Below are 26,554 nucleotides of genomic sequence, written 5' to 3' on the forward strand. Positions count from 1 at the left end.
CGTTGCCGAGATTCGGCACGATGCCGCATGCCTTCACTTTTACGAGCACGTCGGTCGGGCGCGGCGCTGGAACCGGGATGTCCTCCACTACCATCGGCTCGCCTACGTTGTGCATGCGCGCCGCCCGCATCATCTTCGTCGCCATCGTTTGTCTCCTGTTTGTCAGTACGTGCACGATATGTATTTTTGTGCACAAATCAAATCATCGTTTACCTGAACATCACCGCAGCCCGTCGAGCCCTTGGATTTCCGAGGCCCGTAATCCACCGAGCCGCGCGTGCACGCGTCCGCCCGTCGCCATGGCCAGTGCAAACGCGATCTCGTTGCGGCGCGGGCCGTCCCACACCGTGACCTCGCACGTTCCGAAATGGCTGCGGACATAGGAAGCTTGAATGTGACCGAGCGGAACCATCAGACGTGTGCCCACTCCGCCGATGGTCTTGGCCGATGGCACGATCGCCTTCGGGCCGCCCAAGGTTTCGCGCATCGCCCAGCCGCCCGCCTCGTGCCAAACAGCGCCGTGTTCAAGTTCGCCGTCCTCGCCGACGATCGCGCCCTTTCCATATGCCTGCACCTTCGATGTACCGCCCAACTGCGCCATGAGACGGGACGAAAGATCCGCTCCAAGCTGCCGCAACGCACTCATGAACGGCAAAAGATCAGGCTCGTACCGTCCCGCGTAAGGATTCGCGACGATCGCCGTCGCCACGGCAACCACCAGCGGCTCGGCGAGCCGCTCACCGCCTTCGTGCCAGATCTCTTCGATATCCAGCTTGACCTTTCTTACATTGACTAGCGACATCCGCTGCTCCGAGGAAATAGTTCGCATCCACTGCTTCGTCTAGATCGACTACTCAGCCGGCGTTATCTCACACGCCAGCGCTTGCATTATATCCATCACGGTGTAATATGCACAAAAATATCTTTTATGCCCATCAGGAGCGAACACATGAAACTGGTCTCGTACCGATACCAAGGCCAACCGGGATTCGGCGCAGTCAAGGGTGAGGGCATCGTCGATCTGGCGACACGGCTGCCGACCGTCCCCGATCTCGCGGCGCTCGTATCGAACACGGCCGCACTCGACGAGGCGCGACGGCTCGTCGATGCGGCCGAGGCTGACGACTTCGCGCTTACCGCGGTTGCGCTCGAGCCGGTCATTCCTCGGCCGAACAAGATCATCTGCGTCGGGATCAACTATGTTGCCCACGCCGCGGAGGCGGGACGCACGGTGGGCCAGTACCCGGTCATCTTTCATCGCTTCGCTCAAACGCTCGTAGCGCACGGCGCGCCGATCATCCGGCCGCGCGTGTCGGAGCATTTCGACTTCGAAGCCGAACTCGCGGTCGTGATCGGCAACGGCGGCTCGCACATCAAAGCGGAAGATGCGATGGATCACGTCGCCGGCTACACGTGCTTCAACGACGCGAGCGTGCGCGACTGGCAGTTTCATACGCACCAGTACGGAATGGGCAAGAACTTCCGCGGCACGGGTTCGCTCGGTCCCTGGCTCGTTACCGCGGATGAAATCCGGGACTATCGGGAATTGTCGATTCAGGGGGTGCTCAACGGCGAACGCATGCAAACCGGCAAGCTCTCCGAACTCGCCTTCGACATTCCCCACCTGATCGCCTACGTCTCGCAGGCCCTAGATTGGCAACCCGGCGATATCTTGGCGACGGGCACGCCGAGCGGAATCGGTTTTAAGCGTCAGCCGCCGATCTTTCTGAAGCCGGGCGATACATTCGACGTCGTCATTCCGGGCATCGGAACGTTGTCGAACCCCGTCGCAGACGAGGCGTGAATGGGCGGACACATCAGCAGCCCTGCATCTAGACGTCCAACCAGTTGAACAAAACGCAAACGAGACATCCGGAGACATCCATGGCAGCCTTGCCGAAAATTCAGTTCACGCACTGCGGGATTTTTTGCAGCGACCTCGAAATGATGGTCGACTACTACCGAAAATTCCTGGGCTTCGTCGTCAGCGACAGGGGTGTCGCCTCGACAGGCCACCGTCTGTATTTCATGACGCAAGATCCCGAGATCCACCATCAACTCGTCTTGTTCGATGGAAAGCCGACCGATCTTCCGTTCAACCCTGTCAATCAATTGTCGCTTCTGCTCGATTCGCTCGCCGATTTGCAGTCGTACTATCGGCGGGCCGTGAAAGCCGGGGTCAAAGGCATTGAGCAAGTCGACCACGGCAACGCCTGGTCGATCTATTTCAAAGATCCCGAAGGCAACCCCATCGAGTTGTACGTCGATAGTCCGTTCTTCACCGCTCAGCCGTGCCGAGAACCGCTCGACCTCGACCTTTCGATAGACGAAATCCTGAAGCAGACCGAAGCGATGTGCCTGCGCCGTCCCGGGTTCTTGTCGCGCGAGGCTTGGATTGCCGAGATGCGCGAGCGGATTGCCGCCCAGCGCGTGGCGTTCGACGCTTGAGTACCAACCGGGCCTCTATATGAAGCGCAATTTTATCGGTGGCCACTGGCACGAAAGCACGGCATCGCGCAGCGACCTCAATCCGTCCGACCTGGACGATGTCGTCGGGGAATACGCCCAAGCCGATGCCGACGGTGCGCGAGCCGCCATCGAAGCGGCTCGCACGGCACAAGGCACGTGGGCGCATAGCGGCATTCAGGCGCGCTCGACGTCACTGGATTTCATCGGCTCCGAGTTGCTGGCGAGACAAACCGAACTCGGCACGCTGCTTTCCCGCGAGGAAGGCAAGACGCTTGCCGAAGGTATCGCGGAAGTGGCGCGCGCCGGCCAAATCTTCAAGTTCTTCGCCGGAGAGGTCCTGCGCACGGGCGGCGAAAAGCTGCCGTCCGTTCGTCCGCTGGTCGACGTGGAAGTCACACGGGAACCCGTCGGCGTTGTTGGCATCATCACGCCCTGGAATTTCCCGATCGCCATTCCGGCTTGGAAGATCGCGCCCGCGCTCGCCTACGGCAACTGCGTCGTGTTCAAGCCCGCGGATCTCGTTCCCGCATCGGCGTGGGCGCTCGCCGAGATCATTTCTCGCAGCGCAATTCCCGCGGGCGTGTTCAACCTTGTCATGGGACGCGGCAGCGTCGTCGGCAACGCAATCGTTTCGTCAGCCGATGTCAACGCCCTGTCGTTCACGGGCTCTGTCGAAACCGGGCGCACGCTGTTGCAACGCGGGGCGCAGCAGTTCACGCGCATGCAGCTCGAAATGGGCGGCAAGAACCCGCTCGTCATTCTCGACGATGCGGATCTCGATGTCGCGATCGATTGCGCGGTTCAAGGTGCCTACTATTCGACGGGGCAACGGTGCACCGCTTCGTCCCGGTTCATTGTGCAAAAGGGAATTTATTCCCGGTTCGTTTCTCGTCTGACGGAAGCGGTCGAGAGCTTACGCGTCGGCCATGCGCTCGATCCGCAAACGCAGATCGGCCCGGTAGTCGACGAGTCGCAGTTGCGGCACGACGAGGGCTATCTGAACATCGGCAAAAACGAGGGTGCCAAGCTTGCCTGCGGAGGCCAGTTCCTGACGCGAGACACCCGTGGCCACTACCTATCGCCTGCGCTATTCGTTGATGCGACACCGAAAATGCGCATTGCACGGGAAGAGATCTTCGGCCCCATCGCGTGCGCCATCGCCGTGGAGAGCTACGAGGAAGCACTCGCCGTCGCGAACGACAGCCCGTTTGGGCTCTCGTCCGGCATCTGCACGAGCTCGCTCAAATACGCGGCGCATTTCAAGCGGCATGTGAAAAGCGGCATGACGATGGTGAACGTGCCGACCGCCGGCGTGGATTATCACGTGCCGTTCGGCGGAACGAAGGCGTCCAGCTACGGGCCGCGCGAACAAGGCACGTATGCGGTCGATTTCTTCACGACCGTCAAGACCGCTTACACAAAGGCATACTTCGATTAATACATGCGCCGGCCAAGACGACCAGCGCACCGCAAACGCTGCCGCGCGCGCTTGCGCAATAGCATTCCTTAAGGAGGAGACGTGGACTTCGATTTGATCATCGTCGGGCTCGGACCGGTAGGCGCGGTCGCAGCCAATCTGGCCGGCGAGGCCGGGCTGCGCACGCTCGTGCTCGAAAAGTCCGTGACGGTCTTCGATAAACCTCGTGCAATGGGCTTCGATCACGAAATCATGCGGATCTTCGGCGATCTCGGACTCGCCGACAAGCTTGCGCCTTACGTCATGCCCTATCGCCCTTCGGAATATCGCACGACCGATTCCAGCCTGATTCGCCGCATCGAGGCCGCCGAGCCGCCGTTCCAACTCGGCTGGGCACCCAACTACGTTTTCATGCAGCCCCAGATCGAAGGCATCCTGCGCGAGAACCTAGCCCGCTTCCCGTCGGTGACAGTCAAGCTCGGCGCGCAAGTCGAAGCCGTGACGTCGGGCGACGACGGGGCGTCGGTGACGGTTGTCGAATCGTCGAACGAGAAGAACCTGCCGAACGTACCGAGCACGTACCGATCGCACTATGTGCTCGCATGCGACGGCGGCACGAGCCCGATCCGCACGGGGCTCGGTTTGGAGATGGAAGATCTCGACTTCGACGAACCTTGGCTCGTGGTCGACATCGTCCTCAAGGACGGGTGCGGCGCAAGCCTGCCGGCGACGAACGTCCAATACTGCGAGATCGAACGCCCTTGCACATTCGTAGTCGGGCCGGGTCAAGTCCGGCGCTGGGAATTCATGATCAACGCAGGCGAAACGCCCGCACAAGCCACGGAGCCCGCGTTCGTCCGCCGGCTCATCTCGCGCTGGCTCGACGAAAGGGAATACGACATCTGGCGCGCCTCGGCTTATCGTTTCCATGCCCTCGTCCTGCGCCAATGGCGGTCGCAGCACGTGTTCTTCCTCGGCGACGCCGCGCATATGACGCCCCCGTTTCTGGCGCAGGGGATGTGCCAAGGCATCCGTGACGCAGCCAATCTCGTTTGGAAGCTCACGCTCGTCAACCGCGGCGCGGCCGGTCCCGGCCTGCTGGACACCTATCAGGCCGAGCGGCTCCCGCATGTGAAGCAAACCACGCTCGTCACGAAATCACTCGGCAAGGTGATATGCGAGCGCGATCCCGTAGCTGCACTCGAGCGGGATAAACGCCTGCTCGAAGAAATGGCCGCCAATCCGCGCGGAACCATCAGGCAATCTTTGATTCCCCCGCTCAACGCGGGCCTCCTGGCCGCATCGAGTGACGGCCCGCGCGGTCAATTATTTCCGCAACCGCTCGTCAAAACCGCAGACGGTCGTCAATGCCTGCTGGACGAAGCGACCGGCATGACGTTTCGCATCGTCGTCGAGAACGACACCGATGCAGCCATCATCGAACGCATGGTGGCGCAATGGGATGCACTGAGCGATATTCCGGCGGCGCGGGTCGTGATCGGCACTGAACCGCTCAAGGCCGGTGCACCGTCATATGCCTATCAGGACGCCGATGGCGTACTCGTCAGTTGGATGCAGCGGCATGGTTGCGCCGTAGTGATCGTGCGGCCCGATCACTACGTATACGGCGGCTGCCGCAAAGCAGAAGACGCAGTTGCGATGATCAGTGAGTTGGCCGCTGCGCTGAGGGCGAGCAATGCTCACGAATATTCCGCAACCTCAGCCTGCGCCTGATCGAAAACGCACTCTGTGCAGCGCGAGGGATCCTACCCTCGCGCTTTTTTTGTTTACGCGGTAAAACAGTTCGATCTTGCATATCGATCAATTTTGCGCATAAAATGCGTCTCATCGACAAATGCGTAGTCAACTCAAACCCATGGACTCGACATCCGCTTCGAATGGTGTACCGCTGATCGATGTAGCCTTCGCCCGGATGAAGACGTCCATCATCCGCTGCGAACTCGCGCCGGGCACCCGCCTCAAGGTCGAAAGCCTCTCCAAGGCATACGGCCTCAGCAGCTCGCCGATCCGCGAAGCCTTGAACCGGCTCGCACAAGACGGCATCGTCCAAGCGACGGAAAACCGTGGGTTCTGGGTCGCCCCAATCAGCATCGACGATTTCAAAGACATCACACGGCTGCGCGTCCTGCTCGAACTCGAGGCGCTCAGCGATTCGATCGCGCATGGCGACGAAGAATGGGAAGTGACCGTGCTCACGGCCTTTCATCGATTGAGCCTCGCGGAGAAACGTCTCGGCTCCGGCCCGGTAGCACTCGACGACGACTGGTCCGAACGCCACCGCGCCTATCATATGGCGTTGCTGTCGGCCACGCCCAGCGCTCTGCTCTCCAATATGGTGGCTTCGCTCTTCGATCGCGCCGAACGGTACCGCCGCTATTCCGCACTGCATCGAACCGAAGAGCGCCATAAGAACAGCGAACACGAGGCACTGATGAAGGCTGCGATCGATCGAGACGCGGAAAAGGCTGCGCGTCTGCTGCGCAAGCATATCGAAGGCACGCTGACACGTGTCACAGGCGCGCTCGAGCGCCAATTAGCGACGGTCCAATAAGCAAGCGCCGTGCTGATCTGAAACCGCACGGCGCCTCCTTTGTGGCGATATCGGCAAGGCAACGTTTTGTCTCACCTGGCCGACATTCGCGTCCTCAAAACATCGTTTGCATGCCGATCCGGCCTATGAACTGCGAGCGGCCGCTCGACGGGCCGAAGGTCCCGTTGATGGCTGCGGTAGCGCCAGAGTTGGTCAACTGATAGGCGCCTTGAACATAAACCGCCGTACGCTTGGACAGGAAATACTTGGCAACGGCGCCAACTTGATGCGCATGGTTGTGATCCACCCCTGCATTGCCCCACATATAGGTGTAGGCGAGGCTTGTGGAAAAGGCCGCCGTAAAGCGATAGAGCGCGCCGACTTCCACGGCGTTCACCGCCGCACCGTTCTGCGTGTTGCGCGTATTGGTGAAGAGCGCCGTCAACAGCAGTTTCTGTCCATTGTATTTCGCACCGAAGCCGAAGTTGCGAATGCTGTCGCCGAGCATCGCCGCGTAGCGAACGTCCGTATAGGCTGCACCGAATGCGAACGGCCCGGTGGTGTAGCTCGCACCGAAACTATCCGCGCTATTCTGACGAAAATTCCCGGCAGTGCCGCCAAAGGCGTACATGCCCCCGAACCGCAGCCCTCCGAAAAGCGGACTCGTATATTTCACCGAATTATTCAGCGGGGTATCGCCGTTCATCCGATCGAAATCGAACGCCTCATCCGGTGGTGAATCTGGAATGCCCAGCTTGGCAAACGGGCCATCGCGAAACTGATAAAAGCCGCCGCCATACATCGCTATATCGGCGCCCACGTCTGCAAACAGCGTGTCGACCATGAAGTCGTATTGGCGGCCGAGCGAGAGCTTCCCGTACCGATCGTTATCCAGACCCACCCACGCATTTCGCGCGAATAGACCGACTCCGGAGCCGCTGCCGTTCGATTTCTGGGAAACGAGCGTTCCATTCAAAGAGAACTGTGTCGTCAACTGAAAAACCGCGCGGGTGCCGTTGCCCAGGTCTTCCGAGCCCTTAAACCCCATCAGGTTCGGCAGCGCGATGCCGTCGTCCATCCTCCATGCGGAATGTCCTCCGATATTGCTGATGTACGACACGCCGGCATCGAGCAAGCCCCACAGCGTCACGCTGCTTTGAGCGTGCGCACTCGGCACGGCGCCGACACACGTTCCCACCGCGACTGTCGCCGCGGCCATGATGCGCTTCTTCACTATCGTCTCCTCCGGTTACATTGCTCAGATCACATTTAACGCACAAACAGACACACAATCCATGTTTTATGTTTTTGTGCATATTCAACCAAACGCCCATGTTGGTCAATGCCGATGTGGGCAAATCGGGCTCAGTGTTTACTCGCGTATGCGTGCGTGTGCATCGTGGAAGTCAACAGGAGGGAGCATCGAACTTGCGAAGTGGCGAAGGCGAGTCACATCGCGAACGGGGGCCTCGCACGTGGGATGGCTGCGACGAGGAATGGGCCAGGATGAGGGGGCGCTGCGTCTTGCTGCTGGAACCGCTTTGTCACAACATCCACGGTGTCGTAGCAGTAGATGCGTGGCACCCAAGGTAGGAGTGATGCGCCTAGTAGCGATGAAGCTCGTTCTGAGTTTGCTGTTCGAGTTGGTGCCGCGCGTCAATCAAGATGAGAACCGCATTGGCTCAGGTTTTTTGTTACCAGGCGAATTTGCTTCGATAGTGCGCCACACGTCTTTAGGGACGCCACGACGGGAGAGATACCCCGTTCCAGAACGGGTTTTGAACATGAATTGAGGCATGCGGTCACCTTCGGCCGCGCCCCCGTTCTTCGCATGGTTTGTACCTGGCTTTTGTACCCGGCTTTGTACCGTACAAAAAATAAACCCCCTGTAACGCCAGCAGATTCTGGCAAAACAAGGGGTTGCAGGCAACCTGGCGGAGAGAGAGGGATAGGCTCCCCGCACACCAAAACCTGATAAAAATCAGCAACTTAATCCTGTGGGCGAAATATCAGTGTACCAGCGGTTGTGTACCGGTCAAGCTTGCGACCGGATTCAAAATCGCCGTGTATCAACTTGGTCACACCCACCGGAAATCGAAACCCCGCGCTCATACAAGGGGATACGGGCGTCTCTGCTGTCGAGTAAGCGCACGACTCCCATCCGCCCCGAAGCGGAAGTAGGCAATCAGCGTTGCGCGCCATAGCGGACATATACTGTTGGCACTGACTCCGCTTTGAATCACCGCATCGATCCAGCGGCCACCTGATCGGTGCATGTGCCATACACGCATGCGGGTTTGGAGTCTGAAGGCTCGGTGCTCGCTGACGTCGGCATATCTTCTGAAACGTGGCTCATTTCAGCGTCGGCGCCAACGTGAAAATGCGGAAAACTGCTCATAAAGGGAATCGATGGCTCCTGTACTTGATGACCTGCTTAACGATGGCCGGCTAGCGCGGCTGTTTTCGAAGGACACGCGCCACTGCGCGCTGCAGCTGTGGATCTTGCAGATCAAGTCCGAGCAATCGATTGAGAGCCGCGTCATCTACGGTCGCTTACTCCCTTACAGCCATTCCAACGACCACTGGTCCTCCAGTGACGATAACTTCCATACCTTCGGACAAGTCCAGGCGCAAGTTATACGGCTCGAACTGTACGTCAAAAGCACCCATTGCGCGGACCTCCTACGGCAATTGAGCGTCGGCCGAACTGTCTCGACATTAAGCGAGGACCTGAAGCTCGGGCTCTCGGACGAATTGAAGGCGCGGTTCGGAGCGACCGCGCTTGCCGCCGACGACTTGGCGTACCGCCCGGTCGCCTACCTGCTCAATCGCGACGCACATGACCATCATTCGCCATCCAGCCCGCATGGTGGGGCTGGGGCCTTCAGCGCTTCGATAACCCAGACCGACAAAGGGACGCTGTTCCGCGTAGGTCAGGACTACGACGTCGCCTTGACCGCATCGATGGTCAAGCACCTCAACGCGGATACTGGCCTAGACTTCGGTGGCGTCGATACCGCTCGGTTCGGCGACCTCGAACTGTTGGTTTTTCCTGCGCTGGACGACCTAGAGAGGCGCTTGCTAAGCGTGAGCTGGGTTGACGCCCCGTGCGCCTTGGTCGCCCGATTCGATTCGATACAGGTACCGCACTTCAGCGGCTTCCAGTTCCGCCTGAGCATTGCGAACGACAGCCAAATCGTCTACTCGGGCGTCGCCACAGCAGAACGCAATGCGGAGGACGTGTTCGAGTGCAAGTTCGAACTGAACGACCAGCTGCGCGCCAGTACTGACAGCACCGATTTGGAGATCTTCGGCTTCCATGGCGACGATTCCCGCGAGGGTACGCTGTGTTGCCGGTGGCGGATCGGATATGTTCGGGAGTTCCGTCTTCAGGGTCATGTAGTCGGCCACGCGGTCAGCCCGGTCAAGTTCGACTGGCTAGAAAGAGCTACTCGGAAGGCGGTACCGGCGCGGGTGAAGGCAGCCCTGACGATCAATCGCGGCAATATGGGATTTGCCAACCGCTTCGGTGGGCGAGAGGCGGACCCTTGGGTCCCGGCCAACCGAAATCTCGCGTCCCTTTTTGCACGGCTCCATCCGCCGAAGTCGGAGGGGCAGTTCTTCATGCGCTGGGGCTTGGGCGATGGCGAGGGGCGGCTGCAATTCGTGGAGTGGTTTAGGGCGCTGCTGGCCAAGTACCAGCAACACCAGATAGTCATTTTTGATCCCTATTTCGAGACCGCTGGCCTGGGGCTGGTGTTGCTCTGTGCCGCACCGCAGGCCGATTACATCATCTTCAGGTCCCTGCCCAAACAAAAACCCAAGAAAGGCGAAGCGACGCCGGACGAATCCGACAAGCCCACCCCCAGCGGGATTGACAACCTGGTGGCGAACTGCGAGCAAAACCGCTACCTACTGAAGCACATCAAGCTGCGCATCTACGGCCTGAGGAAGGGCCGGCTGCATGATCGCTACATTCTGATCACGGGAGCGGACAAGTTGCCGGTCGCGGGCTTCAACCTGTCCAACTCGTTTCAGGCAGCCGCTCAAGACCAACCATTGCTGATCACCCCGATCCCTGCGGATGTCCTGCTCAAGGTTCAGCAATACAAGTTCGAGTTGGTACAAGAGGCCGAGAGGACGCAGGCAGCACAGCCCGAAAGCGAGAACGAGAATCCCTCCATGCGACCTCTCTTCGACTCCAAGGCGTTGCCGACGGCGCCCCGAAACTACGAGCTACTCAGCTTCATCGAAAAGGCCCGGGCGGGCGACGTATTAAGCGTGTGGACTGGCGAGCCGTCACTACAGGGCTTGAGCGGAGATCCGTTGAAGGAACGGATGGTCACGGTGGGACTGCTCATGGATGACTCGCTCACGCTGCCCGAGACGGCAGGCTTGCGCAATTTCTTGGCTCAGCACGCGGGTAACTTCGCGGACTTCACGGCGACCTGGGAGGTGCTCGGCGACGTGCTCGCGCATTCGCGCATCGAGGACCGCCACTTTCGCGAACTCGAATCCGAGCGCGGCTTTTTGGAATTCCTGGCGCGGTTCCTTGAGACGTCGTTCAACCGCGTGTATGACGAGGGAGATAAGGAATTGGCCGTGATGGACGCTCGATTCTTTCGGGAACCGGTCGAGACCCTGCTACACAGCTCCTATCACTTGCATCACTTGTTCCACGCGACAAAATACGCGGCCCTGACTTGGCCGGAGTACTTCGCCATCAAGTTTCTATGGTGGTATGCCCCAGAGGCTCTGCTATCGATCGCCGAAGCTCAGGTGGCCGGCGTGCCAAGGGAACCGCAAGTTCGGGACGTGGTGCGGCTGTCTCTGTTGAGCCAGATCGTCGGCGACATTTCGCTGTCTATACAGTTCGATATCAACGAGGTGCAACGGGATCTCCTCGTTCGCAGCAGCAACGGTCTGCTGCAATGGATGGGACTGAACGCGATTGAGCGGCAGCTGGAAAAGCCTGAAGGGCTCGCGCCAGTGCTGCAGTTGACGGGCTCCTTTGCCTACCCGGAGCAAGTGCGTGCCCTTGGTTGGATGGTTCATCACGCGGCAGGAAATCCGGAGAAGGCCGAAATCTTCAACGGCCTGGTTGCGGCGCTGCACGACGCGCTACCAGCGACCATCCCCACTGAAGAGCTCAGGCGTCTAGTCGACTCCATGCGTGGTCATATGCGGCAACTGGCCTGGGCCGAACCATGGCTGTTCCACGATGTGATCTTTCCGCTGTTACGGAATGGCCGCGCAAACACCGACGATGCCTGCAAGATCTGGGTGCAGGAGCTCGCCCGCATGCTGGAACCGGAGTTCAAGGAACAGCCCCGGCTGTTTGACGGAGCGCGCGAAGGCCAGATGACCAACATCGCCGCGTTCCTCTTTGCCTACAGCAGCCCCGAGCGACAGCTGGCCAGCCTGAAGTCGATGCAGGTGATCCTGAAGCGGCAGCAGAAGATCGTGCTACAGCCTCTCGCCAGCACCTCGGACTGGACCCGGTGGGACGGCGCCCTCACTGTGTCGCTGTGGATACTGGCCTTCGCCAGATGGGGTGAGTACTACTTACGCCAGCGCGGCATGACCGATCGCGAGTTGGAGTGGCTGTCGCGGGACGCCCGAGAGCTGACCAAGTTTAGGCCGATGGTCGAATGGCGCAGGGAGGGCGCTGGCAAACCCGACCAACTCGTCGCGTTCCTTGATCAAGTGGAGGAGCTTCTGGCCTCATGCAAAGAGTCGCAAAGCAAACTTCAATAGGTTCACCCAAGCAACAGTGCTGGTGAGCGACAACGAGTCCTGAGCGGCGGCCGAATGCGAGTCGACCCAGAACAGAATGGCGAAAAGCAGCTAGTGGTCGTGCTGCCAGCAATCGCTGTGTACCAGCAGTTCGTGCAACCGGTTTCAAAAAGGCAGGTCGCAGCGCGTACTGCGTACATGCCCCATGGAGTTGGCCGCTTTGACCTAGAATCCTTGGGATTCAAGTCTATCTCGGCATACACCAACCGACCAAGGAGCGCGTGAGATGGCAATCGCCCAAGAGGTCCTTGAGACTGGACGCCAGGTCGCCGCTGTCTGCGCAGGGACTCTTTCAGCCGCCTTGCGAGCGGGAATCGAACGGTACGTCGGATGGCCGTACAAGGTAGCGTCCGCCAGCGTTGTCGATGCTGACGGCGCGGTGTCGGATACCTTCGCAGCTGTCGTGTACGCGGCGAAGGAAACGTCGCCGGCTGCAACTCTTGCGCAAGTGCCGGCGGATTCTACCGCGGTCGTTGCTGACGCGACCGACAGTCTGACGATCGACAACTTCCGGGCAGCTTACGCGCGCGTTGCACGCGCGAAGCGGCTGAAGAAATCGCCAGCACCGAAGCGGGATACGCCGACGACGACCGTAACACTCGGCGTGATCTACGCTCAGAGGTCGGATTTGCCGCTGGAGGCTTTTGCCGAAGAGCTTGAGCGGCTCAACGCCGCGACTGCGAGCAGGGAATGGCCTGACATGATCGTCGTTGCTTCGATGGGCGCGATCCAGTATGCGGCGCAGTTTCCGGGAGAGTCACTGAGCGGCGACTATCTGCCGCCAGCAGAAGGTGCGCTCAACAACTACATGCCGGCAGTCTACGTCCTGATCGTCCTGAGGCCGACGGGCGCGTTCACCTTCAACAAGATGATGTCTTTTGTTGTCGCGCACTTGGGCATCTTCTCGCCGGGCGCGAAGCTTTCCAACTTCACCGAATTGCTGGACGGCGTACCGAACGCGGCTGTGGTGATGTGCGGCTATCAGTACGACCTCAAGGGCAATCTAAGTCCCGTTCCACACAATCAGTACCAAGACCGCTTTGTGCCAGCGCCGCCGTTTCAGATCACGGACCGGCGCGGGCAACACATGGCCACGATTCAACTTATCCCGTGGCAGGACGGAGGCACGATCCTTCTTAAGGGTAAATTGTCGCTGCTCGGCCTGCTGCCGTTCTTCGGGAGACAGGACATACTGAAGGCCGGAGTTATCACCCGGCCGGATGATTTACAAATTTCGTATGTCCTACCAATTACGCCGGCAGATTTCGGCGACATGCTGACTCGGTTTCAGCAACGGTCAAACATGCTGGTAAAGCAACCGCAGAGTCAGTGGATCGTTCAGAAGCTCGCCGACGAGGGCTCGGCGTCACCCTTCATGGCGCGTCTGTTCATGGGCCTCATGCGGCTGCGCGACGCCGTTTATCCCGATCCGGTGGCGCGCGAAAGCTTCGACAAGGCTTTTGACTTCGTCCCAAACTCGCTGTTCACGGCGCGAACAGCGGCTAAAGAAATATCCGAGCTCTGGGCAAGACACGCGCACAAAGTCGCCGCCGGGGAAGTCGTGCGGCGGCAAGGTGTGGCAATCCACATTGACGAAAACATCGACAAGGAACTTAGGAAGCAGGCGGAGCACTTCCTTAACAGCGCCGCGCGCGTCATCAAGCAAGGCATGCAGGGACTCACGACGCAGCTTGGCGTAGACATCGGCTTCATGTTCAAGCAGCAACCTGCCTTTGAGCGCGGTATTGCTGCACTGAAGGCAACCGATCCGCTGCTAGCAGATTATCTAGAGAAGTGTCGGCAGACGTGGTCAGAGCGGCTTATCAAAAGTCGCAACGATCTGGAGCACAACAACTGGTCCTTGCCACGCGTCACGTATGACACCTCGGGCGCGAACATCGTCGCGGTCGAACCCCTCGTCGCCGGCCAGCCGGTCACGGAATTTGTGCAAGCGATGCTTGACCGCGTGTGTTGTTTTGTTGAGGACGTAACTGCACATTGCATACAGCAAAAGATGGCCGCGCCGATTACCATCACGGAAATCCCGTTGGCGGAGCGTCGTTCGGAAGCGCCCGAGCGCTTCCAGCTCACTCTTGCCGTAGGCGGCCAGCCTCGCTGGAATATTTCCTACCAGTCCTCTTTGTTCGAAAAAGTGTAGGAGCGGGCAATGCGTTGAGGTCGCGTCGCCCATCCACGGGTCGTCAATGTCCGCACTTGGCCCGACATGGGACGGACACGCGGCGCGCTGCGGGCGAAACCAACCGTACCGCGGCTTTTGGACACGTCATCGGCAGATGTCCAAAAACGGACGATTTTGGACGGGTCATGTTGCCACGTCGGGCAGCAGACGACCCATAGCAGCCATACACCACGCCGACACTACCCCTTTCATAACGCCATTCTTTCGGCGCCATTGGCGGCGCAAATGAGCTTCTGTTATCGTGGTCTACTTTTTAGGGGAAGACGATGGCTGCACCCATTGACGACATGAAAACATTTCTTCTTGAGGGCTCTCGCTTGTACGAGGCCATGATTCGGCTGACGACCAGCGAAGTCATCAGGCGATACCTGGCGTTCAGAATCATCGTGAATGCAATGGCTTTCGAGGATTTAATCGGCAACCGCATCCACGCCCGGTTCCGGCAAATCAGAAATGTCCTTCTGGCTCACAAACAGGAGTCGGATTTCTTTGCCGGCTATCGAGCTGCCGACGAGATCACAAACGCCAGCGTCTCATCGTTAATCACGTTTATGGCTGCGTCAACGCCCGCTCCCGATCCTTCTTATATCGCACCTGAACTCTCAGCCGGCAGCACGCATAGAACATTTTCCTACCTGATGCCGCAGGTCTTCGACCAGTATCACTCGGACTTTCTCGCTGGCTTCAGGTTGATCAACAATCACCTTTGTTACACAGGCTTGAGCGTACAGGAGGTGAGCGCCGGCGAGCTCCCAGGAGTCTTCTACCGCTACCACAGCTCTATGGCCCTGTTCCAGCTCGCCCAGTACGTCCACAACAATGCTCAGAATTTCCCGGAGCTAGTTTGGACAGTTCGACACGCGAAGCTGGACATGTTGCTGCATGCCCAGAATCTCGCGGATACAGTGTTCAAAGATGTCAACAACCAGCACTCGATTGAGGGCCTTTTTGAAGTGATGACATCAGAGGGAATTGGGAGTGTCTTTAGTCTACAACAATTAAGGGGAAATCCACGGTTTGCGGCCATCTATCCCAGTATCCGGAAAGTGCGCAACAAACTAGTGGGCCATATTGACAAACAAGCCCAGCTACCTGTTCTGCTGGCCGACCTGGATGCACTGCCCATCGCGGATATTTGCGAACTTGTCAATTTGATTGACAAGGCCGTATTTGACGCCGCGCAGACACATATCGCAATCAGGCTTAGATACACGTCCGGAAATCAGCCAATAAACAACCCTATGATCGTCGACATAGCTGGTCTCAAGCCCGCGCCTTACTTTTGAAGGTACGCGCATCCAACTGATTCAAGCGACGTGCGGTCGGGAGAGTGCTGTCGCTTGTCCGGTGGCGCTATGTCCGTTTCTGGGCCGAACTGGGACTAACACGGGGCGCTCAGGGGTTGGGAATTGACCGGCAAAAAAATTAGCCGTGAAAGGGAGATACCAAAAATTTGCAACCGGTTGCACGAAGTTAGTGCCCACGTCCTCGCGACCCGCGCTTTGCGGTGATGCGTCGGCCGAACTTCGCCGGACTGCCACGCTGTCTCAAGACTCGAGAGGAAATCCGCGAGTGGGACCTCGCTTGCTGTCTTGGTCTCCGTTGAGACGTCACCGGAGGCGCTGCATTCTGCGAGATGCTGCTGTGCTTCGCGCATTCGACGCAGCAGATCCAATGGATCGAGCGTACGAAACCGCGCACGAAGGTGGCGTTTGGTTGCCTCTGGAATCGAGACTGACCGCAGGACGCGCTCAAGTGGCGTCAACGGCGCCTCATAGCGCTTCGTTACCTTGGCGCCGTGGCGAGTCTTCGATTTAAGTTTGAATGACGGCTGGAAGAAGTTGATGTACAGCCGCGACACTTGATACAGGGAGGCAAGCGCTTCTGTGGCTTCGAGGCCTCTTAGCCTTCCATATCCAACGAGGCGACGCACGACGGCGCCATTCTTTTGCTCGACCCACGCCTGATCGTTTTTCTTATATGCCCGCGAGCGCGTCAGCTCGATATCCCTTGCCTTGCAGAAGTCGAAGACAGCCGCGTTCATAAACGCGCTATCGTTGTCGCAATCCAGACCACGCAGCGGAAACGGCAAGGCATCGCGAATCCGCGAGATGTGCTCGAGCACGAACGCCCCGCTGCGCAGCGGCATAGCGAGACACTCGGTCCAGCCGGTGGCGATATCCGTCATCACGAAGCTGTGAACGAAGTCACCGTCGATCTTCGGTATGCGGTCCACGAACGACGCCCTTCAGAGAAGGTGTCGGAGTGTGTGAGGTGGGTAACGCTGCGGGTCAGCGGAGCTCGGCAGGCATCTTCCAGGGCAGCAGCGCGTCGTAATCGTCAACGGTCTTCGCCAGGGGCAGACGCTGGAACAGCCAGGTGAGGTATCGGTACGGGTCGATGCCATTGGCCTTCGCCGATTCGACCAAGGTATAGAGATTGGCGCTCGCGTTTGCACCATCGACGGTGTCGGAGAACAACCAGCCGCGGCGCCCCACGCAGAACGGGCGAATCGCGTTTTCGCAGGGATTGTTCGAGATGGGCCAATCGCCATTCTCGAGGTAGCGGATCAACTTCGGCCATTGCGCGCGCAAGTAGGTCAGTCCCTTGCCGAGCAGGCTTTTCGGTACGATACCCGGCGATTGCTCGAGCATCAGCGCATGGATAGCGTCGAGTACGCGTGCACTGTAGCGTCGTCGCAATCGCTGTCGTCGCTGCGACGGCCACGTCTCACTGCGCGTCTCGGCAGCGAACAGCTTTCCGATCAGCTTGATGAAGCGCGTCGCGAGCAGATTGGGCGTTCGGGCAGCCCTCGGTACGCTGTCCTCCGCTTTGACGAAGTACCGTCTTACGTGCACCCAGCATCCAAGGTGAACGAGCTGGTGACGTTGAGCGATGTCGTTGTAGGGCTCGTAGCCGTCGGTCATCATGACCGCGCCTTCGTGGATTCCGGTGAACAGCTTGTCGGCCAGCTTGGTGCCGCGCCCCGGCGTATAGGTGAAGCAGCGGATGGGGACACCCGAACCGGTCATTTGCGCCCAGAGGTAACTCTTCGTTTGGGGGCGGCGGCCTTCCTCCTTGAGCACCTGGAGCGTCGTCTCGTCGCAGTAGATCAGCTCGGCATCGAGCAACGCGTCGCGCATCAGGTTGATCACGGGCTGCGTCGCGAGGCCAACTCGGACCATGCTGGCGGCGATCGTGTTCGACGAGATGTCGCCGCCGAAACGACTCAGCAGGCCGGCCTGGCGATACAGAGGCATGCCGAACTGGTACTTGCCGGTGGCAATCCACGCGAGTGCGGATTCGCTCAACAGTCCGCGAGGGATGATGCGCGGCGGCGCCGGCGTGACCTTGATGCCGAGATCGCAGCACGGACACGTGTATTTGACGCGATGGTGCTGGATCACGCGAAGCTGCTCGGGGATCACATCGAGCTGCTCGCTTATCTCTACGCCGAACTCGACGAGCGCGTGCCCATCGTTTGCGCAGAAGCGTTCAGCTTCGGGCAGTTCGTGTCGCACGACGTCGCGCGGCAGGTTGGGATCGAGCGGTTTGCGGTGGCCGCGCTTCTTGCGCGTATGCGCAGCGACCGCCAATTCCGCAGTGTCTTCCTGCGCCGGCGTCGCCTTCGTGCCCAGTGCTTCGGCTTCATTGAACAGACCGAGCTGTTCCGAGGATCGCGCCTCACTTTTGGCGCCGAATAATTCGTGCCGATAGGCGCGCAGCCGCTCCTCAGCGAGATCGCGTTCCGCCGTCACGAGACGCAGCGTGCCGCGAACTTCTTCATGCTCGCGCTGAAGCGAACCATACGCTTCGCGTATCGCGAGCAGCGCGGCAAGTTCGTCGGCGGTGATGGTGACCTGGATCGGCATGCCGATTCGACAGACACGCCGATCCCGCGTTCAACTGACGCGACGATATTCGCGTCTCGGATGCCGCTGGATCATAGTAATGTCGTCACCGTCGAGCAACGCGTGCAGCAGATCCGTCGTCATCGTCACGACTTCGGTTTTCTTGTCTGGCCAGGTGAAGCGATCGGCCTCGAGGCGTTTCATTAGCAGCCAGAAGCCGTTCCCATCCCAGCCGAGGATCTTGATTCGATCACGACGCCGATTGCCGAACACGTAGAGCGAAGCATCCATCGGGTTCAGTCGCATCGACTGTTCGACGAGAATCGACAGGCTGTTCATGCCGTAGCGGAAGTCGACAGGATCGCGGTGCAGGTAGACCTTCAAGCCTTCGTCGAACCGGAACACGGCATCCTCCCCAGGATCTGAACCAAGGTCGTCAGTTCGTCGACGGTCGCGATGGCCTTGCCCAGCTCAAGTTCGACACCGTTGGATAGACGCACATGCAACGCGAGCGTCATCGATGCTGATGTGGGCGGTGTCAACGACGGCGCCGAAACGACCGGCACGAACGCAGATGCTGGTGCCGTGGCCGAAATGCGCTTGAGCGAACCCGGGAGATCGATAGCCACACCATCGACCACTTCGACGGCGGGGGGCAAATCGTGCCCGTCAGCGTCGTTATCTTGCGACGCCGGCACGAGGCCTTTCTCGCGCTCCATCAGATACTTCGAAATCCACTTGCGTAGCAGGTTGGCGTTGATCCCGTGCTCCTGCGCCAGGCGAGCCACCGACACGCCCGGGCGTAACGCCGCCTCGACCAATGCGCGTTTGCCCTTCTCGTCGTAGCGGCGACGGCCGTCGCTGTTTTGACGAACCACTCTCAACTCAGAGTCTTTGTCAGCCATAGGTGTCCACCTCCAAAATAGGTGGACACCTATGCTCCTCGCTCAGAGCGCCGTTGGGTAGACGCCGACAATGGACCGCATACGGTGAACCGCCGCATGGGGATTCATTTCACGTTATTGATGTGGCCGGGCGCAGATTTCCAGGCTATGCATGGGGCTGCATGTTTTCGATGTCCGATTGCTCGAGCGTCATTGCTTTCAGTTGGATGGAACGGAAATTCGAACGACTGACGACGGTTATCGACGTGAGACATTCTAGGTACTTCGTTTTGCCGCAATACATCTACCATCCACGCGTCGAATGGCCATCAATCCTAGACGCGACGAACGACCAGCAAGGGTATGCGTTCGACGGGACGGAGGCTTGGAGGATCTTTTGACGAACACCGAACTCTTACTCAAGATCGATGCAGCTCTATCAGCTATCGGACCTCTGGTGGCTCCCACATGGCCAAATGTACAGAGCATTCATCGGCAATTGACGTGGTGCCGTGCCCAAATTTCCGACGAATCGTCGGAGCCAAAGCAGGGGCCACTCACAATGGGACTGATTGCCACTCGGGAATTCGACATGTGGGGTGACAAACCGGAACTTGCAGCCCTGATCAATCAGATACAACGCGCTTTTGAGTGAGTTGAGTGACCGCTTTCGGCAACCTCGAATGTCGGCTTAGGGTCGTTCAGCGACCGCTGGCTGGCGGGCACACTGGATATCCCTTCGATTGAAAGGAAATCCTCATGGAAAAGCATACGGCGCCCGTCGGCTCGCGCGCGCCGTGGAACAAGGGCACGCTCACCGGCCAGAAGCCACCGTTGAAGCTTCCGGAAGTCTGGGCGATTCGCCCTAGGCTGCAAATGTCGTCGAACTTCCGCGAGCTGGCGATGTTCAATCTTGCAATCGATAGCAAACTTCGGGCGTGCGACCTCGCACGCCTGCTCGTGCAGGACATCTGCCAAGGCGCCCACGTCGGATCCCGGGCAATGGTAATGCAGCAGAAGACGCAACGACCTGTTCAATTTGAGATCACCGAAGAGCATCGCGGCCTGGGTCCAGGTGCGTGGACTGAAGTCTGCCGACTATCTTTTCCCAAGCCGCTTGCGTGCGTCGCCGCATCTGTCGACACGGCAATACGCCCGACTGGTTCATCGGTGGGTCGCCGCTATTGGACTTGACGATACCAGCAGCTACAGCAACGACGCAACGACGGTATCAGGAGTGAGGCGAGCCGCGTCTGTCGGGCGACTAGAAGGCCCAGCCGATCTGTACCCATCCACGCATCGGGCTGTCCGGCTCGGCCTGGGCATGCTGAGCGCCGCGAAACGCCAGAGCAATGCTCCAGGCGAAGGTGCCGCGACTGCCGTGGATGCCTGCGCCATATCCCCGCAGTACCCGCGAATTCGCGCTATCGAGGTAGGGATGCTTGTTGATCGTCACCCCGCCGAGGTCGTAAAACACGCTGGGAATCAACATGGAGCTGATCTTGTACGAAAGCTCCGTGGATGCGAGCCAGCCTTCGTCACCAGTGCCTTCCCCGGCCGGATAGGCACGTACGCCGCCGGGGCCGCCCAGCGTGAACTTCTGGTACGAATCGAGGTTGCGTGAGGCGAGTTGCCCGCGCGCACTGAGGAGTACGCTCCAGCGGCTGCTCAACTGCTGATTGCGCTGCAGATCGAGGTTGAGCGTACCGTATCGTCCTGTGGACTGAGCGCCCGCGGCGTCGATCGCCGCTGCAGGCTGCGACAGGATCGTCAGCGTACCGGTGCCGAGGCGCAGCGCAGCCTGTGTGTTCGCGCCCGCTATCAATTCGTCTTTGCCGCTGAACAGCAGGTTGATGCTTTGGTGAAACGCGTGTTTATGTGTGTCGCTCGATGTCGCGCCGACTTCGTCGAACAAGTCGCGGAATTCCGATGTGAATTGCCCGATGACATTGATCGGGACGCTCCGCACCACCGCATAGGCCAGGTTCCACTGGACGATGTCCGCGCGGCCGCGGGCACCGAGCGCGGCGAAGTCAGACCCGAGCAAATACTGAGTGTGCGTGAGGCTCATACCGGTGCTCAAGCCGGCGTTGGCCACGGGCATCTGCCCTGCGAGCCGTCCATAGTAAAGGTTCGAGTCGCTCGCAAGGAAATGGGCGGTGAACTGCTCGCCATAGCCGAGGGGACTGTTCAGGCTCAGAGAGCCGCCGATGCGGGCCTTACCGGTGTAGCGTGAACCGTAGTTGTCCGCGCTCAGCTCGCCGCTGACGAGCGGCGTCGCCGCGTTGCGGACGTCCAACACGGTCTGTCCAGGCTGCGCGCCGGCCGTAAGGTTTGCAGTAAGTCGCGCACCGCTCAAGTCCGATAGCAGCAGCAATGCCCGGTCGACTTCCGGCTGATTTAACGGGGCGCCGCGTTCAATCGCTGCAAGATGCGCGTCGATTACGCTCGAACGCAGGCGGCTGTGCGGATCGTTCACGACGTGTACGCTCGACAGCGTTCCTTCCTCAACGCGGATTTCGACGTCGCCGTTCTTGATCGATTGAGCCGGCACGTACGCGTGCGCCAGTATCCATCCGTGATCGCGATAGAAATGCGTAATACGTGCGGCGCCTCGCACGAGATCTGCGAGCGTGCGTTCGCCGTCGTTCAGGCCGAAAACGAGCGCTTCAAGAACGCGCGGCGAATAGAGATGCGCACCCGTCACTCGAACGCGACGCACGGAAATGCGTGTTCCGTCTCGCGGCAACGCATCGGTGTCGGTGTCTTTCGGCAGAGCGAGCGACCTGTCTTTCGAGGGAGCAGGTAGCGCTTCGATCGGTGCGACGTCGCGTGCGACGCCGCCGGCGTCAGGCCGAACCTGAGCTAACGCGGCGTGTGATGCGAAGGTGACGAGCAGGCCCGGTATGGCAACTCCCAAGCCTGCGCGCGCGAATCCGGCGCGGCGTTTTATCTTGCGCAATGACATGATGCTGCGGTTCACTCCGATGCTGCCGCGCGAGTGCCACCCACCTCATCGCCAACGGAATCGTCGATATGGAAGGTGGCCGCCACGGCTCGCCACCCCAGCCTGATCTTTTGTGCAGGCAACGGTGCGTCGACGCTGCCGCTCACGCGTGCTTTGGCCTCGGCATCGGCAACGGCGCTCACGTACGATGAGTCCATGGAAGTGGACCCGAGCATGACGGTGGACACACTCGCCGTGCGGACTGTCAGTATCCCGGGAACAAAGCTGATGCTGTAGTTTTGGCTCGAGAGTCCATCCACGGAAACGGCGTAGGCCCCGGCGCCGGAAAGGGTGTTGGCAGTGGTCGAAAAGCTCAACTGGCCTTGGAGTCCCGCCGTTTGTATCGTCTCTCCGCTGACTAGTCCGCTGTATGAAGCGCTGAACGACGGGTTTTGTTGGCCGATGTACCGACTCGCTCCGTTGACCGAGATCACGAGCGGCGCGGGGGTGATTCCGAAGGTATGGCCGGTGGTGAACGTCACCTGATAGCCGAGCTGATCGGCCAGCGTGCCGGACGCTATCACGTAGCTGCCCACGTTTTGCCCCGATGCGCGCTCGAGCGAGCCCGAGAAGATTTGCGCCGCGGTATCTCCGTTGACTTGCCCCATCGTGCCATACGCCAGCTGCGGGTCCGCGCCGGCGCTACCGTTGTACACCTTGGTGTTGGTGGAGTCCGTCGGCGTGACTGTGACCGTCGGCCGCTGGCGATACATGACGTAGGTAGCGCCATCACCGATGCCCGTCGCGCCGGCTGCGTCGCCATTCTGCCGGTCGTAGCGGAAATTGCCCGAGCCCGCGGCCGCCCGCTGCGCGAGCGAGCCGCCCAGCATTGTCGAATCGATGGAGCCGCTGTACACGGTGGCCGTTTTGCCCGTGTCCAGCGTAAAAGTCGCGCTGTTCTTCACATCGCCGCCACTGCCCGTTCCGCGCGCGGTAGCGGCACCGGCGGACAGCGTCAGATCGCCGTTCGAGACGGTCCAGTTGCCGGTCGTGGTCAGATTGCCGGAGAGCGTCGTCAGGCGCACGTTGCCAGTCGAGTTCACGCCGGAGACGGTGAAGGCGGTGGCGGCGGTGATGGTCGCATCGGCGGCACTGCCGACCGAGAGCAGACTGAACGAGTTGCCGCTATTGGTCAGTGCGAGCGAGCCGCTACCGACGTTGAGCGTGGTGGCGCCGCTTACGTTCAACGTACTGCTTTGCGTAATGCCGCTTGCGGCCAGGTTCAGCGAACCGCTGAGCGTGGATGCGCCCATGTTCAGTGACGAGCCGCTCGAGAGCGTCGCATCCGCGGCCGTCAACGCGATCGCTTCGGAGAACGTATTGCCGCTATTGCCGAGCGTGATGGCGTTGCTGCCGGCGTCAAGCGCAGTGGTGCCCGTGACCCTGACAGCACCGGTTTGAGCGATGCCGGGTGCGGTGAGCGTCAAGTTTCCGGCGATTGCCGACGTACCCAACGTCAGGGCCGTGCTATTGGACAGCGTCGTATCGGCCGCATTCATCGAGAGTGTCCCGTTGAAGGCGTTCCCGCTGTTGGTCAGGCTGATGGTGTTGCCCGATCCGCTCGCGTCGATCGTCGTTGTACCGCTTACCTGGAAGTAGCCGCCATGGGTCGTATCGTCAGCGATGGAACCGCCCGTGGACATTATGTCGAGGTTGCCGGGCGTGATCAGTCCACCTTTGTTCCAAACCGCCTTGCGCGCGTCCACGTTACTGAGCGCGGTGATGTTGAGCGGCGCCGCGGTCGCGACCGTCAACGTTGCACCGTTGCCGATATAGAACCCGCTATACCCGCTCACCGAATCGAGCGAACGCGCGTCGATATCGATCGACGAAGCGCTGGGGGCGCTCATTGTCACAGCGGCGGTGCCGGAACCCCACACGCCGTCCCCGCCGGCGTTCGATCCGGAAATGGCGATAGCGCCGCTGGTTGCCGTGACGTTCACTTTGCCGGCGAATTTCACTGCGGCGTTTGCATTGCTCGTGCTGGCTGAGCCGCCCACGACTTCATTCGTGCCAGCGATATCGACGGTCCCGCCGCTCAAGGTCGCCGCATTCGAGGACGTCGCCGTGATATTGACGGCTGAAAGCTGATTGCGATAAGTCGTCGACGTCGGATTGCTCACAGTTCCGATGATCGTCAGCGCGCCCGACGTCGAGAGGCTGTCCAGCGCGCCGATCGTGACGCCGCTGCCGGCCCATGTGCTCGTCGCCCCCGTTGCCGTGCCGGTCAACGTGATCGCGCCGCCACTAGTGCTCTGAATCGTGTTGCCGCCGACGAGGTCCACGCCGATGTCGTTGATGGAGAAAAGCGGTGCGCCGCCGCTGTTGGTGCCCGTGACCGTAGCGATGCCGCCGCTCGTGCCCGATATCGAAATTGCGCCGGAAGCCGTTCTCAGCGTCGTCGATTTCAGGTACACGCCCTGGCTGTTACCGTTGCTGGGCATCGTGCCCGACAGACTAATCGTGCCACTGCCGGTCGTCACCCACGTGCTGTTCTCGAGATCGAGTGCCGCAACGGTGCCCGACCGCGCACCGGTGGACACCGCGCTGATATTGCCGCCGTTGGCGGTGATATCGAGGTAGCTGAACTTGATGCCGTTGGTGTTCGATGCGCTCGTCGCCGCATTGGCCGTCATCGATACGTTGAGCGCGCCGCTCGTGCTTGTGATCGTTCGGTGCGCTCCGCTGCTGGCGTTTGTCGTGATACGACCGTCGGCGATCAAGGTCAGCGCGGCGTTGCCGCCGGCGGTCTTGGCGATGCTGCCGTTGATGGCGATGTTGCCTTCTTGCGTGCCCGCGCCGGCCGTAGTGATCGTGACGTTGCCGCCACTGTTCAAAATGCTCTGGATGCTCGAGACGTTGACGACGGAGCCATTGGCGCTGGGCGTCCAGACGTTGCTCGAAAACGCCCCGCCCGTTTGAGTGCCCGTGGATATCGTCACGTTGTACGGGTCGAGCAGCCACAGTCCCCCCGTGCCGCCCGTCGTTCCCGCAGCCACGCTGACCGCAATGCCATCGGTGTCCAAGACATGGCCGGACGTCTCGATGCTGCCGCCGTTACCGCCTGCGACTCCGCCATTGGCGGAAAGCAAGCCGTGCACGTTTGCACTGTCGGTGCCCCAGACGACTATTTTGCCGCCGCTGCCCGTGCGAACGGCGTCGGCATCGATCGCGGCACCGCTTGCGACGTACGTTGCCGATGCATCCTGCTTGGGGCCAGCACCGCGCGAGTTTCCGCCGATCAGCGCCGTGCCGCCGCCGGCCATCCCGCTGACATCGACGCGTGCGCCGTCGAAAAGCCCCACCTTGGCACCGAGCACTTTGACCGCGCCCCCTATGCCCCCGGCTTCTGGCGCGCTGGCGTCGAGTTGTCCGCTGACGGCCGTGGCGCCGGAGTCCGGGTCGCCGACCAACTCGATGGTGCCTTGTTTGTTGGCCACCGTGCGAGCCCGCACCACGCCGCTTGAGTTAACGACGGCTTCGCTCAAAGCGTCGAGTCCTTTGGCGGTCAGCACAACATGGCCGCCGTCCGCCTGAATCAGGCCCCCGTTGGCGGCGAGCGTGCTGGCTGCGCCGCGACTGATCGTATAGCCGAGCGGGCTGCCGTCCACGAGCGTCAGCGTGACAGCGCTCGCACCTGCCATCAGCACACTGCCCTGTGGTGCGTTGATGGTGCCCCCATTGTTCACGGCGGCCGCGATCAACGCGACCTTGCCGCCGGGCGGCACCATAAGCGTTCCTTGATTGACGACACTTGCCGTGCTCGCGCCACTGAGCGCGTAGCGGCCCGCCAGAAAATCGGCGTCGCTCAAGCCAAGCGTGCTCGCGACCAGCCCGCCGACATTGACCTGCGCGCTGCTGCCGAACAGGACGCCGTTCGGATTGAGAATGAATACGGTGCCGTTGGCATTGAGGTTGCCCAGAATGGCACTCGGCTCTCTGCCCGTTACGCGGTTCAGTGCGATCGCCCCGGTGCCTGGCTGGAGGAAATTGACGGTTTCGCCGGCCTGGATGCTGAATTTCGACCAGTCGATCGCGAGCTTGTTCGTATTCTGGGTAATGGTGGTAGTTGCACCCGTCTGACTGATGTTGGCGCTACCCGCGGTGACGGTGCCGCCGGCGGGGGCGGCAAGAACGGCAGCGCTTGCGAGCGCCGAGCACGCCAGCGCGATTACCGTGGGGACGCGGAATATCGAGGGATCGCCGTGCCGGGTGCCCGCCGCGCGGGAATATGCGGGAGAGCAATGCCGGATTACACGATCGGCATGTTGGCTCATCGTGCGGGCTGACATGGGGACGTATTGACTGATTGAATTCGCCGGCAATGAATAAAGGAGTTATCGGCACTCTGATTCGATTCTTGAGGGCGTTTCCATGCC

General features: G+C 60.3%; 16 protein-coding genes and 1 pseudogene. 9 read left to right on the top strand and 8 right to left on the bottom strand.

Features of this window, described 5'->3' with window-relative positions:
• Positions 1–220: 220 nt before the first annotated feature.
• A complete protein-coding gene (locus ACO1XS_RS14545; RefSeq protein ID WP_486391007.1) occupies positions 221–802 on the bottom strand; it encodes an amino acid synthesis family protein in 582 nt (193 codons plus the stop codon).
• Positions 803–949: 147 nt separating this feature from the next.
• Between ACO1XS_RS14545 and ACO1XS_RS14550 the strand changes: the two genes are divergently transcribed.
• The 5 genes from ACO1XS_RS14550 (at position 950) to ACO1XS_RS14570 (ending at position 6,458) form a co-directional block, all read left to right on the top strand.
• The gene (locus ACO1XS_RS14550; protein ID WP_486391008.1) at positions 950–1,804 is read left to right on the top strand and encodes a fumarylacetoacetate hydrolase family protein; all 855 of its coding nucleotides are present in this window, start codon (positions 950–952) and stop codon (positions 1,802–1,804) included.
• A gap of 80 nt (positions 1,805–1,884) precedes the next feature.
• Positions 1,885–2,448 carry a VOC family protein gene (locus ACO1XS_RS14555; protein ID WP_331569196.1) on the top strand — a complete coding sequence of 188 codons (564 nt, stop codon included), beginning with the start codon at positions 1,885–1,887 and terminating at the stop codon, positions 2,446–2,448.
• Between the two features lie 19 nt (positions 2,449–2,467).
• Positions 2,468–3,907 carry an aldehyde dehydrogenase family protein gene (locus ACO1XS_RS14560; RefSeq protein WP_486391009.1) on the top strand — a complete coding sequence of 480 codons (1,440 nt, stop codon included), beginning with the start codon at positions 2,468–2,470 and terminating at the stop codon, positions 3,905–3,907.
• Between the two features lie 81 nt (positions 3,908–3,988).
• Positions 3,989–5,620, top strand: coding sequence for a bifunctional 3-(3-hydroxy-phenyl)propionate/3-hydroxycinnamic acid hydroxylase (locus tag ACO1XS_RS14565; RefSeq protein ID WP_486391010.1), 1,632 nt, complete (start codon positions 3,989–3,991; stop codon positions 5,618–5,620).
• 142 nt (positions 5,621–5,762) lie between these two features.
• The gene (locus ACO1XS_RS14570) at positions 5,763–6,458 is read left to right on the top strand and encodes a GntR family transcriptional regulator (RefSeq protein WP_331569190.1); all 696 of its coding nucleotides are present in this window, start codon (positions 5,763–5,765) and stop codon (positions 6,456–6,458) included.
• Positions 6,459–6,552: 94 nt separating this feature from the next.
• Here the strand turns inward: ACO1XS_RS14570 and ACO1XS_RS14575 are convergent, their stop codons facing one another.
• Positions 6,553–7,671 (bottom strand): porin, encoded by a 1,119-nt coding sequence (locus ACO1XS_RS14575; protein WP_331569188.1) that lies wholly within the window; start codon positions 7,669–7,671, stop codon positions 6,553–6,555.
• Positions 7,672–8,846: 1,175 nt separating this feature from the next.
• On the opposite strand from ACO1XS_RS14575, the gene ACO1XS_RS14580 reads away from it, so the two are divergent.
• From ACO1XS_RS14580 to ACO1XS_RS14590, 3 genes are all read left to right on the top strand, one after another.
• Positions 8,847–12,194, top strand: coding sequence for a VPA1262 family protein (locus ACO1XS_RS14580; RefSeq protein ID WP_486391011.1), 3,348 nt, complete (start codon positions 8,847–8,849; stop codon positions 12,192–12,194).
• A gap of 265 nt (positions 12,195–12,459) precedes the next feature.
• On the top strand, positions 12,460–14,391 hold the full coding sequence (locus ACO1XS_RS14585) for a hypothetical protein (RefSeq protein ID WP_486391012.1): 1,932 nt from the start codon (positions 12,460–12,462) through the stop codon (positions 14,389–14,391).
• Positions 14,392–14,699: 308 nt separating this feature from the next.
• A complete protein-coding gene (locus ACO1XS_RS14590) occupies positions 14,700–15,719 on the top strand; it encodes a hypothetical protein (protein ID WP_486391013.1) in 1,020 nt (339 codons plus the stop codon).
• 95 nt (positions 15,720–15,814) lie between these two features.
• Here ACO1XS_RS14590 and ACO1XS_RS14595 read toward each other — a convergent pair whose 3' ends face one another.
• The 4 genes from ACO1XS_RS14595 to ACO1XS_RS14610 are packed head-to-tail and all read right to left on the bottom strand — an operon-like array spanning position 15,815 to position 19,189.
• A complete protein-coding gene (locus ACO1XS_RS14595; RefSeq protein WP_486391014.1) occupies positions 15,815–16,669 on the bottom strand; it encodes a hypothetical protein in 855 nt (284 codons plus the stop codon).
• Between the two features lie 55 nt (positions 16,670–16,724).
• A complete protein-coding gene (gene tnpC, locus ACO1XS_RS14600; protein WP_486391015.1) occupies positions 16,725–18,305 on the bottom strand; it encodes an IS66 family transposase in 1,581 nt (526 codons plus the stop codon).
• A 30-nt stretch (positions 18,306–18,335) separates the two neighbouring features.
• Positions 18,336–18,689, bottom strand: a complete 354-nt coding sequence (gene tnpB, locus ACO1XS_RS14605; protein WP_059586051.1) for an IS66 family insertion sequence element accessory protein TnpB — start codon at positions 18,687–18,689, stop codon at positions 18,336–18,338.
• Complete coding sequence (locus ACO1XS_RS14610) at positions 18,665–19,189, bottom strand: transposase (protein WP_486391016.1); 525 nt, start codon at positions 19,187–19,189, stop codon at positions 18,665–18,667. The genes tnpB and ACO1XS_RS14610 overlap by 25 nt, the downstream gene beginning before the upstream one ends.
• Positions 19,190–19,927: 738 nt before the next feature.
• On the opposite strand from ACO1XS_RS14610, the pseudogene ACO1XS_RS14615 reads away from it, so the two are divergent.
• A pseudogene (locus tag ACO1XS_RS14615) lies at positions 19,928–20,372 on the top strand (tyrosine-type recombinase/integrase); the annotation flags it as partial.
• Between the two features lie 60 nt (positions 20,373–20,432).
• On the opposite strand, the gene ACO1XS_RS14620 reads toward ACO1XS_RS14615, so the two are convergent.
• Together ACO1XS_RS14620 and ACO1XS_RS14625 are read right to left on the bottom strand one after the other, a co-directional pair.
• Entirely contained in the window at positions 20,433–22,136 is a 1,704-nt protein-coding gene (locus tag ACO1XS_RS14620; protein WP_486391017.1) for a ShlB/FhaC/HecB family hemolysin secretion/activation protein, read from the bottom strand.
• 11 nt (positions 22,137–22,147) lie between these two features.
• Positions 22,148–26,467 (bottom strand): beta strand repeat-containing protein, encoded by a 4,320-nt coding sequence (locus ACO1XS_RS14625; protein WP_486391018.1) that lies wholly within the window; start codon positions 26,465–26,467, stop codon positions 22,148–22,150.
• Positions 26,468–26,554 lie beyond the last annotated feature (87 nt).

The sequence above is a fragment of the Trinickia sp. genome (genome assembly GCF_057351765.1).

Bases quoted from the DNA above. Each gene is read 5' to 3' on its own strand.
- ACO1XS_RS14625 (WP_486391018.1), bottom strand. From the start codon at position 26,467: ATGTCAGCCCGCACGATGAGCCAACATGCCGATCGTGTAATCCGGCAT.
- ACO1XS_RS14550 (WP_486391008.1), top strand. From the start codon at position 950: ATGAAACTGGTCTCGTACCGATACCAAGGCCAACCGGGATTCGGCGCA.
- ACO1XS_RS14580 (WP_486391011.1), top strand. From the start codon at position 8,847: ATGGCTCCTGTACTTGATGACCTGCTTAACGATGGCCGGCTAGCGCGG.
- ACO1XS_RS14570 (WP_331569190.1), top strand. From the start codon at position 5,763: ATGGACTCGACATCCGCTTCGAATGGTGTACCGCTGATCGATGTAGCC.
- ACO1XS_RS14555 (WP_331569196.1), top strand. From the start codon at position 1,885: ATGGCAGCCTTGCCGAAAATTCAGTTCACGCACTGCGGGATTTTTTGC.
- ACO1XS_RS14585 (WP_486391012.1), top strand. From the start codon at position 12,460: ATGGCAATCGCCCAAGAGGTCCTTGAGACTGGACGCCAGGTCGCCGCT.
- ACO1XS_RS14545 (WP_486391007.1), bottom strand. From the start codon at position 802: ATGTCGCTAGTCAATGTAAGAAAGGTCAAGCTGGATATCGAAGAGATC.
- ACO1XS_RS14590 (WP_486391013.1), top strand. From the start codon at position 14,700: ATGGCTGCACCCATTGACGACATGAAAACATTTCTTCTTGAGGGCTCT.
- ACO1XS_RS14560 (WP_486391009.1), top strand. From the start codon at position 2,468: ATGAAGCGCAATTTTATCGGTGGCCACTGGCACGAAAGCACGGCATCG.
- tnpC (WP_486391015.1), bottom strand. From the start codon at position 18,305: ATGCCGATCCAGGTCACCATCACCGCCGACGAACTTGCCGCGCTGCTC.
- ACO1XS_RS14610 (WP_486391016.1), bottom strand. From the start codon at position 19,189: ATGGCTGACAAAGACTCTGAGTTGAGAGTGGTTCGTCAAAACAGCGAC.
- ACO1XS_RS14620 (WP_486391017.1), bottom strand. From the start codon at position 22,136: ATGTCATTGCGCAAGATAAAACGCCGCGCCGGATTCGCGCGCGCAGGC.